Annotated in this window: 10 protein-coding genes; 8 read left to right on the forward strand and 2 right to left on the reverse strand. The window is 71.8% G+C overall.

The window, feature by feature from the left end; translation table 11 throughout:
* Nucleotides 1-318: 318 nt before the first annotated feature.
* From VK923_05025 to VK923_05050, 6 genes are all read left to right on the forward strand, one after another.
* Nucleotides 319-1344 carry a hypothetical protein gene (locus VK923_05025; GenBank protein ID HSJ44030.1) on the forward strand — a complete coding sequence of 342 codons (1026 nt, stop codon included), beginning with the start codon at nt 319-321 and terminating at the stop codon, nt 1342-1344.
* Nucleotides 1337-3181 carry a substrate-binding domain-containing protein gene (locus VK923_05030; GenBank protein HSJ44031.1) on the forward strand — a complete coding sequence of 615 codons (1845 nt, stop codon included), beginning with the start codon at nt 1337-1339 and terminating at the stop codon, nt 3179-3181. The genes VK923_05025 and VK923_05030 overlap by 8 nt, the downstream gene beginning before the upstream one ends.
* A 138-nt stretch (nt 3182-3319) precedes the next feature.
* Nucleotides 3320-4216: a hypothetical protein gene (locus VK923_05035; protein ID HSJ44032.1), complete on the forward strand. Its 897-nt coding sequence runs from the start codon at nt 3320-3322 to the stop codon at nt 4214-4216.
* 120 nt (nt 4217-4336) lie between these two features.
* On the forward strand, nt 4337-5188 hold the full coding sequence (locus VK923_05040) for a PspA/IM30 family protein (GenBank protein ID HSJ44033.1): 852 nt from the start codon (nt 4337-4339) through the stop codon (nt 5186-5188).
* Nucleotides 5189-5198: 10 nt separating this feature from the next.
* Nucleotides 5199-6131: an ADP-ribosylglycohydrolase family protein gene (locus VK923_05045; GenBank protein HSJ44034.1), complete on the forward strand. Its 933-nt coding sequence runs from the start codon at nt 5199-5201 to the stop codon at nt 6129-6131.
* Nucleotides 6128-6724: a hypothetical protein gene (locus VK923_05050; GenBank protein ID HSJ44035.1), complete on the forward strand. Its 597-nt coding sequence runs from the start codon at nt 6128-6130 to the stop codon at nt 6722-6724. The genes VK923_05045 and VK923_05050 overlap by 4 nt, the downstream gene beginning before the upstream one ends.
* 9 nt (nt 6725-6733) lie before the next feature.
* On the opposite strand, the gene VK923_05055 is transcribed toward VK923_05050, so the two are convergent.
* Nucleotides 6734-7681: a WYL domain-containing protein gene (locus tag VK923_05055; protein HSJ44036.1), complete on the reverse strand. Its 948-nt coding sequence runs from the start codon at nt 7679-7681 to the stop codon at nt 6734-6736.
* 143 nt (nt 7682-7824) lie between these two features.
* Here VK923_05055 and VK923_05060 point away from each other — a divergent pair, with 143 nt between their 5' ends.
* The gene (locus VK923_05060; GenBank protein HSJ44037.1) at nt 7825-8895 is read left to right on the forward strand and encodes an ATP-binding cassette domain-containing protein; all 1071 of its coding nucleotides are present in this window, start codon (nt 7825-7827) and stop codon (nt 8893-8895) included.
* Entirely contained in the window at nt 8892-9698 is an 807-nt protein-coding gene (locus tag VK923_05065) for an ABC transporter permease (protein ID HSJ44038.1), read from the forward strand. Before VK923_05060 ends, VK923_05065 begins: the two co-directional genes overlap by 4 nt.
* A 268-nt stretch (nt 9699-9966) precedes the next feature.
* On the opposite strand, the gene VK923_05070 is transcribed toward VK923_05065, so the two are convergent.
* Nucleotides 9967-10265, reverse strand: a 299-nt coding sequence (locus VK923_05070) for an ANTAR domain-containing protein (GenBank protein HSJ44039.1), incomplete at its 5' end; no start/stop codon positions are given.

Raw genomic sequence — 10265 nt, forward strand, 5'->3', positions numbered from 1 at the left:
TATCTCATCGGGCCGGCGCTTCAGACGATGGTGGTACCTGGCGGTCCGGATCCGCGCCGGGGGATGTGCCCGGTCGAACGCAGAAAAGGGTTGCGCTCCCGCGTCTGCCCGCGCTGACGATCGACCGTGGCAGCCTACTGCATCCCACGAGCGATTGCGAACCAAGAGTAAGACAATGATTACACTTGGTAGCACTTACACTGCGCTCCGCGGTCATGGTGTCGCGGAGCGGCGGGCCGGTCCGCTCATCTCGCAGCCGATCGGCCATCCCGTCGCGCCGCACCACCGTCGACGCGCCGCATAGCTACGCTGCAGGCCATGCTCGTGCGCCGTCTCCTCGCTGTGCTCATCGCCGTCGGCCTGGTGCTCGCGGCAGCCGCGGCACGCAGCCGTCTGGTCGGCGAGGACGCGCCACCCGTCGCCGACGACGACCTGCGTGTGGTCTGTGTGCGCGAGCTCGCACCGGTGTGCGACGCGGTCACGACGGCCACGCCACCGGTTGTCGAGGACGCCGAGACCACCGCCGAGCGGTTCGCGGAACGCGATCCGGGCGTCGACGTGTGGCTGACGCTTGCGCCGTGGCCCGACCTGGCCGCGGCTCGCAGGGCGCAGGGCGGGCTCCCCGAGGTCGCCGCGGCGAGCAGCCCGGTGCTGGCGCGGTCGCCGGCGCTCGTGGTGGCACGCCGGGACCGTCTGCGCGCGCTCGAGCCGACCTGTGACGGCGGCGGCCTGACCTGGCGCTGTCTCGGCGATGCCGCCGGCCGGCCCTGGGCCGACTTCGGCGGCGACCAGGCCTGGGGCCGTGTCAAGGTCGGCCTCGACCATCCCGAGCGGTCGGCCGAGGGCCTGCTGGCGCTGTCCCAGGCGACATCGGACTTCTTCGACGACCAGGAGTGGACCAGCCGGTCGCTGAGCTCGACGGACTACTTCTCGTGGCTGTCGGGATTGGGTGCCGCCGTCGAGCAGACGGCGGGACAGACGCCGTTGGAGCGCATGCTCCTGACCGGCGGGGCGGACTACGAGTTCGCCGGCGCCCTGGAGGCGACGGCGATCCCGCTGCTGCGCAGCGCACCGCAACGGGCCGCGCAGCTCATGGTCCACGCCGTCGACCCCGTCGTCACCGCCGACGTCGTGGTCGTCGGCTATGGCGAGGCGGGCACACCGACCGTCGATGCGGTCGCCGCGCAGATCGAGGGCGCGCTGGCCGACGCCGGATGGCGTTTCGGCGGTGCGCCTCCTCCGTCGGAGTCGCGCATCCCCGCCCTGCCCGGCGACAATGGACTGCCGTCGGCCGCCGCGCTCGAGGCGCTGCGGCAGCTGTGGATCGAGGTCGCCCGTGGATGACAGCCCGCGCCGGTCCGCCCCCAGGTGGCTGGCCATGGTGCTCGCCGCCTGCATGATGCTGACGGCGTGCAGTGCGGCCCGCGAGCTGATCGCCGAGGACGCGACGCCTGCGGACGGTGGGCTTGCCGATCCCGGCGACTGCATCGTCGTCGACATGGCGGTGAGCTCGGAGAAGATCGACCTGCTGACCGATCTCGCCCGCGAGTTCAACGGCTCCGACGAGGCGCAGGTCGACGGCACCTGTGTGTTCGTGCGGCCGGCCTCCAAGGCGTCGGGCGCGGCCATGCAGCTGCTCGCGGACGGCTGGCCCGACCAGCAGGCGGAGGGCCCGCGTCCGGTCATATGGTCGCCCGCGTCGAGTGCGTGGGGGTCGATCCTGAACCAGCTCCGCACCGACGCCGGCGAGCCCCAGATGGTCGGCGAGGGACGCCCGTTCATGCTGACGCCGCTCGTCATCGCCATGCCCGAGCCGATGGCGGCCGCCCTGGGCTACCCCGAGACGCCCATCGGCTGGGCCGACATCCTCGAGCTGGCACGGTCGGACGAGGGCTGGGGCGCCTACGACCATCCCGAGTGGGGCCCGTTCCGACTGGGCAAGACGAACCCGAACTACTCGACGTCCGGCCTGTCGGCGCTGATCGCTCAGACGTACGCGGCGACGGGCTCTGCGGACGAGCTGACCACCGAGGCGCTGGCACAGCCCGAGGTGGAGCAGTTCGCCAGAGACATCGAGTCCGCGGTCGTCCACTACGGCGACACCACGCTGACCTTCCTCAACAACTTCGCGCGCAACGACGCCCGCGGCACCGCCCTGACCTATGCCTCGGCCGTCGCGGTCGAGGAGGTCAGCCTGATCAACTACAACCGCGGCAACCCCGACGGCGTGCTCGAGCCGGGCGAGGAGCTGATCGAACCGAAGATCCCGCTCGTCGCGATCTACCCGGAGGAGGGCACACTGTTCAGCGACAACCCCTTCTTCGTGGTCGACGCCGAGTGGGTGTCCGACGACCAGCGCACGGCCGCGGGCCTGTTCGAGGAGTTCGTCCAGCGCCCCGAGAACCAGCGGCGGGTCCTGGAGTTCGGCTTCCGGCCCGGCAACCCCGAGGTCGCCGTCGAGGCGCCGATCACTCCGGCGCTCGGCGTCGACCCCGACCAGCCCGAGACCACTCTGGACGTCCCCGAGCCCGCCGTGCTCGTCGAGATGCTGCGGCGCTGGGACACACAGCGCAAGTCCGCTCGGGTCCTGCTCGTGCTCGACGTGTCGGGGTCGATGGGCGATCCCGCCGGCGCGGGTGACGCGACCAAGCTCGAGCTCGCCGTGCAGGCGGCCAGCGACAGCCTCGAGCAGTTCCAGGATCGCGACGAGGTGGGGCTGCGAATCTTCTCGACCGAGCTCGAGGGGCCTGGGAGCACGACCGACGCGCTGGACCTCGTCGAGGTCGCGCCGATCGGTGGGCAGCGTGACGAGCTGCGCAGCCGGCTGGAGGGGCTGACCCCGGTGCTGGGCACGCCGCTGTACGACGTCACCGCCGAGGCCTACGAGCAGATGACCGCGGAGTACGAGGGGGAGCGGATCAACGCGATCGTCCTCCTGACCGACGGCCGCAACGACGACCCCGACGGTCAGCTCGACCTGTCGGCTCTGCTCGACCGGCTGGCGGCCGGCTCCGAGGGGCGCCAGTCGCAGCCGGTGCGGATCTTCCCGATCGCGTACGGCAGTGACGCCGACCTCGCGACCCTGCAGCGCCTCGCCGAGGCGACCAACGCCGCGGTCTACGACGCCAGCGACCCCACCTCGATCTCGAAGGTGTTCGACGCGGTGATTTCGAACTTCTGACCCCCGCCGACGGGTGTGGCAGCGGGTCCCGGGGTGGCGGTGCTGGTTGCCACGCTGGCAGGTGCGTGGCAGCGGACCCCGGGATGGCGGGGCTGGTTGCCACGCTGGGTCGGGTGGCAAGTCAGGACGCAGATGTGCATGTCCTCCGCTGCCACGCTGACGGTGCACACTGGGCTCTCCGGTCCGCACCACTCGCCGGAGTACCCGGCCGCGACCCAGGAGGCCAGTCTCATGCCGCCGCCACAACGACTGCGACGTGCCGCAGCGCGGCGGTCGTTCCGAGACCGCTTCTTCACGCGGCAGACCGCCGAGGCGATCATGGCGCCGTCGTCGATCATCGTCGCCGGGGTGGGCACGGCTGCCGGCGTGCTCGTGGGGCTGCCGATCGTCGCCGTCGGAGCGCTGGGCGCCGCGGCGTACGCGGGGTGGGTGCTGACCCGCATGCCCCGCCAGCCGCGCGGCGCCGACACCGTGATCGACCCGCGCCGGCTGCGCGATCCGTGGCGGCAGCACGTGCGCGACGCGCTGCAGGCCGAGCAGCGGTTCGCTGCCGCCGTCGAAGCCACCGCCGACGGCCCGCTGCGCGACCGTCTGGCCGAGATGGCCGCGCGTGTCGCCGACGCTGTGCAGGAGAGCTGGCGGATCGCCAACCGAGGGCAGCAGCTCGAGGCGGCCCTCGCGCAGTTCGACCCGATCGGGCAGCTCGAGCGGGAGCTGGCCGCGGCCCGTGGCGACGACCGGGTCGCCGCGTCGGTGCGTGCCCAGGTCGAGACGTACCGGCGCATCGAGGCGACCGCCATCGATGCACGGGAGCGGTTGCGGCTGCTCGACGCGCGACTCGACGAGACGGTCGCGCGCGCGATCGAGGTGGGGCTGCGCGCCGGGGACCCCGTCGAGGTCGGCCTGCTCGACGACGACGTCGAGTCGCTGGTCATCGAGATGGAGGCCTTGCGCCGTGGCCTGGAAGAGACCGGTCACACGGTGACCCCCGCACCGGACCCGGCCGCCGGTTCCCGCCGTCGTCCGCTGGCGTGAGCGGCGGGACACGTCACCCGCGGCAGCGGACGGCGCACGTCATTGCCTATGCTGGCCGTCACGCCGACGCAAAGCGTCGTCGGGATCCCCACCACGATCCACACAAGGAAGACGCGTCACATGTTCAGACGGTTCTGGAACTACCTGAAGGCGCTGCTGACCGGGAAGTTCGAAGAGGTCGCCGACCCCAAGATTCAGATCGAACAGGCCATCGCCGAGGCGCGCACACAGCACCGGCGGCTGCGCGAGACCGCGGCGAGTGTCATCGCCAACCAGAAGAAGGCGCAGATGGATCTCGATCGTGCGCTCGAGGACCTCGAGAAGCTCAACCGCAACACGCAGCAGGCGGTGCTGATGGCCTCGGAGGCCGAGCACAGCGGCGAGTCCAAGCGCATGGCCGAGCTGACGCAGACGGCCGAGGCGTTCGCCAACCAGCTGATCGCCAAGGAGCAGCAGGTCGAGACCCTCCAGTCCATGGTGCTGCAGGCCACACAGGCGACCGAGCAGGCCAAGGCCGCCGTGGCGCAGAACGCCCAACAGCTGCAGGCCAAGGTCGCCGAGCGCCAGAAGCTGCTCAGTCAGCTCGACCAGGCCAAGATGGCCGAGCAGATGAACCGCGCGATGGAGACGATGAGCGCGGAGGTCGGGCAGGACGTCCCGACGCTCGACGAGGTCCGCAGCAAGATCGAGACCCGGTTCGCGCGTGCGCAGGGCGCGACCGAGCTGCAGCGCGAGTCGGTCCAGGGCCGGATGCTCGAGGTCGAGCAGGCCGCCGCGACCAGCCAGGCCGCCGCGCGCCTGTCGGAGATCCGCTCGAAGCTCGGGATCGAGGCCCCGGCCGCCGAGCAGGCCCCGGCCGAGCAGGCGCCGACGGCCGAGGCCGCGGCGGCCGGCGGCTCGCCGTCGCCCCAGCCGGCGGCGGAGGCCACGACCGATCGTCCGGGCGAGTCCGGCACCGACGCCGCCGGCTGACGGCCGACGCGTGGCGGGGGCGAGCCGGGACGCGGTATCCGGTGCGCTGCTCGGCGCGCTCGCGGGCGACTGCATCGGCGCGCCGTACGAAGGGAGCCGTCCGGTGGGGCGCGATGCCGCGGTCCGTCGCGTCGGTCGTGCGGTCGCACGGCGGGTGCTGCGCTACACCGACGACACCGAGCTCCTGCTGGCGCTGACCGACCACCTGGTCGACGACGACGACCGCGTCGCCGGCGAGCGCCTCGTGTGCCGGATGCGGGAGCGCTTCGACCCGCGCCGGGGCTATGGTGCGGGGATGCGTCGCGTCGTCGAGCTCTGGCGTGCGGGTTGCGCGCCGGACGCGGCCGTGACCGCGGTCTTCCCCGACGGGTCGTACGGCAACGGTGCGGCGATGCGGGTCGCGCCGGTCGGGCTGCGCTGGGCCGGCCGGCCCGACCGGGTCACCGACGTGGCGGCGCGCTCGGCGCGGGTCACCCACGTGCACCCCATCGGCATCGACGGCGCCGTGGTGCAGGCGCATGCCGTCGCCCGTGCTGCACTGACCGGGGAGTTCACGTTCGCCGACGTCCGGAACCTGCCGGCGTCCACCGCTCAGCTGCGTGACGGCCTCGACGCGGCGACCCGCACGAACCCGGGGACAGCACCGCCGGCGGTTGCCGATACGCTCGGCACCGCTCCCGTCGCGCACCGCTCGGTGCCCGCCGCCCTCTGGTGCGCAGCGACGAGCCACGATGTGCCGCAGGCGATCACGCTCGCGGTCGCGCTGGGGGGCGACACCGACACGATCGCGACGATGGCGGCGGCGATCCGAGGTGCTGCGGCGGGGGCAGCCGTGGTCCCCGCCGCCTGGGAGGCGGTGCTGGAGGGCCACGCCGAGGTGCGCGAGGCCGCCGACCGGCTCTCCGAGCGCATCGCGGACGACGACATGGGCGGTTCCCCGTGACGGTGACCGGAGGTCGCCGCCGGCCACGCCGCGGGCGTGCGTTGCTGCTGGTCGCGCTGCTCGCGATCGTCGGGGGCGTCGTGCTGGTGACGGGTGGGATCCCCCTCGCGCCCAGCGGTTCGACGTCGCCGGAGCCGGCGTCGTCGGCCGGCGCGACCGCCGTGACGGTCGACAACGTGCTCGACCAGGCGAAGACCAACCCCGACGGCTCGGTCACCGTGTCGCTGGACGCCGACGAGACCACGGGCCTCGTGGCCTCGGCGCTCGCGCGGGCGCCGGAGCAGCCACTGCGGGACGTGTCGGTCGACGTCGTCGAGCCGGAGGGTGACGCCGACGGGCGCATGGTCGTCGCGGGCCGCCTGGACGACCTTTCGCTGCCGGTCGAAGCCGTGGTGGACCTGCGCATCGTCCGCGACGTCGTGCGGCCGACTGTGCGCGACGTCAGGGTCGGGCCGGTCCCGCTGCCGTCCGGGACCCGGGAGGACATCAACCGGCAGGTGCGTCAGCTCGCGCTCCTGGCCGACGACCAGATCGCCGTCGAGGACCTGTCGACCGCGGGCGGTTCCCTGCTGCTGACCGGCCGCCCGCGCTGACGGCCGCCGTCACCCGACCGCGTGGCCGAGGCGGCGGGCCAGCAGCCGAAGGTGCTCGACGAGCTCCGGGGGTTCCTCCACCTCGACGTCGACGTCGAGTGCCAGGATGTGCAGCGCCAGCGCGGGTACCGACTGGCCGCCCACGGTCAGCTCACAGGTGTCGGCGTCGCGTGGCTCCACCTCACCCCAGCCTGCCCACAGCCTGGCGCGCAAGGACGCCGCGGGCTCGTGCACGACGATGCGCGCCTGCGGTCCCCACGCTGCTGACGACAGCCTGCGGGCGACGTACGTCGCGGCGTCGGGCTCCGGGGGCTCACGCTGTGTGAACCGCGGGCCGGTCGGCAGGCGGGGCCGCATGCGGTCGACGCGGAAGATCCTCCAGTCGTCGCGCACGACGTCCCACGCCAGCAGGTACCACCGGGTGGCGGTCTGCACGAGCCGGTGCGGCTCGACGGTGCGCACGGCCTCGTCGCCCTCCCGGGTGCGGTAGTCGAACCGCAGCCGCTGTGCGTCCCGGCAGGCGGCCGCGATCACCGTGAGCACGTCAGGTGCGATCGACGGACCCGTCGACGGCAGCGTGACCACGGCGGTCTGCAGCGCGTTGACGCGGTGCCGCAGGCGCGAGGGCAGCACCTGTTCGAGCTTGACCATCGCGCGCATAGCCGCCTCGTCGATGCCCGTGACCGTGGCGCGCGTGGCCATGCGCAGGCCGACCCCCACGGCGACAGCCTCGTCGTCGTCGAGCAACAGCGGCGGCAGCGCCGCACCCGCGCCCAGCTCGTACCCCGCGGCGCCGCGACTCGCATGGACCGGATAGCCCAGGTCGCGGAGGCGTTCGATGTCGCGTCGGATCGTCCGGGTGCTCACCTCGAGCCGCTCCGCCAGCTCGCTCCCGGACCAGTCACGGCGGGCCTGCAGCAGTGATAGCAGGCGGAGGAGGCGTGCCGAGGTGTCCATGCGTCAACAATAGTGGAACTTAGGACAGTTTCTGTCCGCAGCGGTGAGTATCGTGTGGAGACATCGTCCTCATGTCGCCGGTCGCGCCATGTCCGGTCACGCCTCCGGACGGTCGATCGACCTGAGCAACGAAGGAGTCCCGAATGACAGTCGACACCTCAGGCAGCTTCAGCGGTAGCTCACGTGGCCAGATCGTGGCCAGCGGTCTGGTCAAACGCTACGGCGACGTCGTGGCCCTCGACGGGCTGGATCTGGTCGTGCCCGAGGGCACGGTCCTGGCGGTGCTCGGTCCGAACGGTGCCGGCAAGACCACGGCGGTGCGCATCCTGACGACGCTGCTCGATCCGGACGCCGGGTCGGCCTTCGTGGCCGGACTGGACGTCCGCGACGATCCTGCCGGGGTGCGGCGGCACATCGGGCTGTCGGGCCAGTACGCCGCTGTCGACGAGAACCTCACGGGATTCGAGAACCTCGACATGGTCGGCCGGCTGTACCGGCTCGGTAGGCGCCCATCGATCACGCGGGCCAGGGAGCTGCTGGAGCAGTTCAACCTCGCCGACGCCGGCGACCGTCCCGTCAAGACCTACTCGGGCGGCATGCGTCGCCGGCTCGACCTCGCCGCAGCGCTGGTCGCGCGGCCGCCGGTGCTGTTCCTCGACGAACCGACGACCGGGCTGGACCCACGCAGCCGTACCGACATGTGGGGCGTCATCCGCGACCTCGTGAGCGGTGGCACCACCCTGATGCTCACCACGCAGTACCTGGAGGAGGCCGACCGCCTGGCCGACGACATCGTCGTGATCGACCGCGGCCGCGAGATCGCGCACGGCACGGCCGACGAGCTCAAGCGAACGGTCGGCGGCGAGCGTGTCGAGCTGGTCCTGGCCGATCGCCGGGACGTCGACCCGGCACGCGCGACGCTGCGCGAGGTCGCGGTGGGCGACGTCGTCGTCGAGGACGGCGGCCGCCGGTTGACCGCGCCGGTCAGCGGGGGTGCGACCGCCCTCATGGCGGCCCTGCGCCGCCTCGACGATGGCAGGGTGCCGGTGCTCGACGTCGGCATGCGCCGGCCAACGCTCGACGACGTGTTCCTCACGCTGACAGGTCGGGCCGCCGAGGACGACGCCACCGGCGTACGCACCGACCGTGCCGCCGAAGACGACGCCACCGGTGTGCACACCGACACCCGCGCCCGCCAGGAGGTCGCCTCATGACGCAGCTGCTGTATGCCTTCGCCGACGGTGCGATCGTCGCGAAGCGCAACCTGATCAAGATCAAGCGCGTGCCCGATCTGATCGTCTTCACGACCCTGTCGCCGATCATGTTCGTGCTGCTGTTCGGCTACGTCTTCGGCAGCGCGATCGACGTGCCGGGCGGGGTCAGCTATCGCGAGTTCCTGATGGCGGGCATCTTCGCGCAGACGGTCATCTTCGGCTCGACCATCACCGGTGCAGGGCTCGCCGAGGACATGCAGAAGGGCATCATCGACCGGTTCCGCTCGCTGCCGATGTCACGCTCGGCGGTGCTCCTCGGCCGCACCGCCAGCGACATCGTCAACAACATCATCGTGGTCGCCGTGATGTCGGTGACCGGGCTGGCGATCGGCTGGCGGATCCACACGTCGGTCCTCGAGGCGCTCGCAGGCTTCGCGCTCCTGCTGCTGTTCGCCTACGCCATCTCGTGGATGATGGCGTGGGTGGGGCTGCTGGTCCCGAGCCCCGAGGTCGTCAACAACGCGTCGTTCATCACGATCTTCCCGCTGACCTTCATCGCGAACACGTTCGTGCCGGTCGACGGGTTCCCGACCGTGCTGCGGACGTTCGCCTACTGGAACCCGGTGTCGGCGGTCGTCCAGGCGACCCGTGAGCTGTTCGGCAACACCAACCCGGCGTTCCCTCCGCCCGACGTGTGGCCGCTGCAGCATCCCGTCCTCTACAGCCTGCTGTGGGTGGTCATCATCCTTGCCGTGTTCGTGCCGCTCGCGGTGCGCCAGTACAAGCGGGCCGCCAGCCGCTGACAGGGCAGCGATGGCGTGCAGCGCCTGGACGCGTCAGCCCTGCCGAGTGGGAGGGTCTTCGACATCGCGGGGTTCCTGGACCGCCACCAGATGACCAACGACCGATTGTGCGAGCGTTCGGGTCGTCGACGCGCTGGCCGTTCCCATCGCAGGGGCGCGCGGACTTCCCAACGCCTCCTCGCGCACAAGCGGAACGGCGTTGTGCTCGGTGGTGGCGGAAGGTGGCCGCGGCTCCATCGACTCGGCCGTCGGGCGTCCGGTCAGTGGGTCACCAGCCGAGGACGGTATCGACCACGGCGATCGCGATGTCATGCAGCTTGCGGTTCTCGTGTTGCGACGCAGTGACGAGCGTTTCGAACGCTACGTCCGCGTTCACGCCGCGGCTCGCCATGAGGATGCCCTTGGCCTGTTCGATGACTGCGCGGGAGTCGAGTGCTCGACGCAGTTGCGCGGCGAGCTCGACGGCGGCTTCGTGAGTTTCGAGGTTGGCCAATGCCACGCCGGCCTGGCCGGCGTAGAGCTCGGCGACCGAGAAGTCCTCCGCGGAGAACGGCGCCGGCGTACGGG

It is taken from the genome of Euzebyales bacterium, from assembly GCA_035461305.1.
Lineage (GTDB): Bacteria > Actinomycetota > Nitriliruptoria > Euzebyales > JAHELV01 > JAHELV01.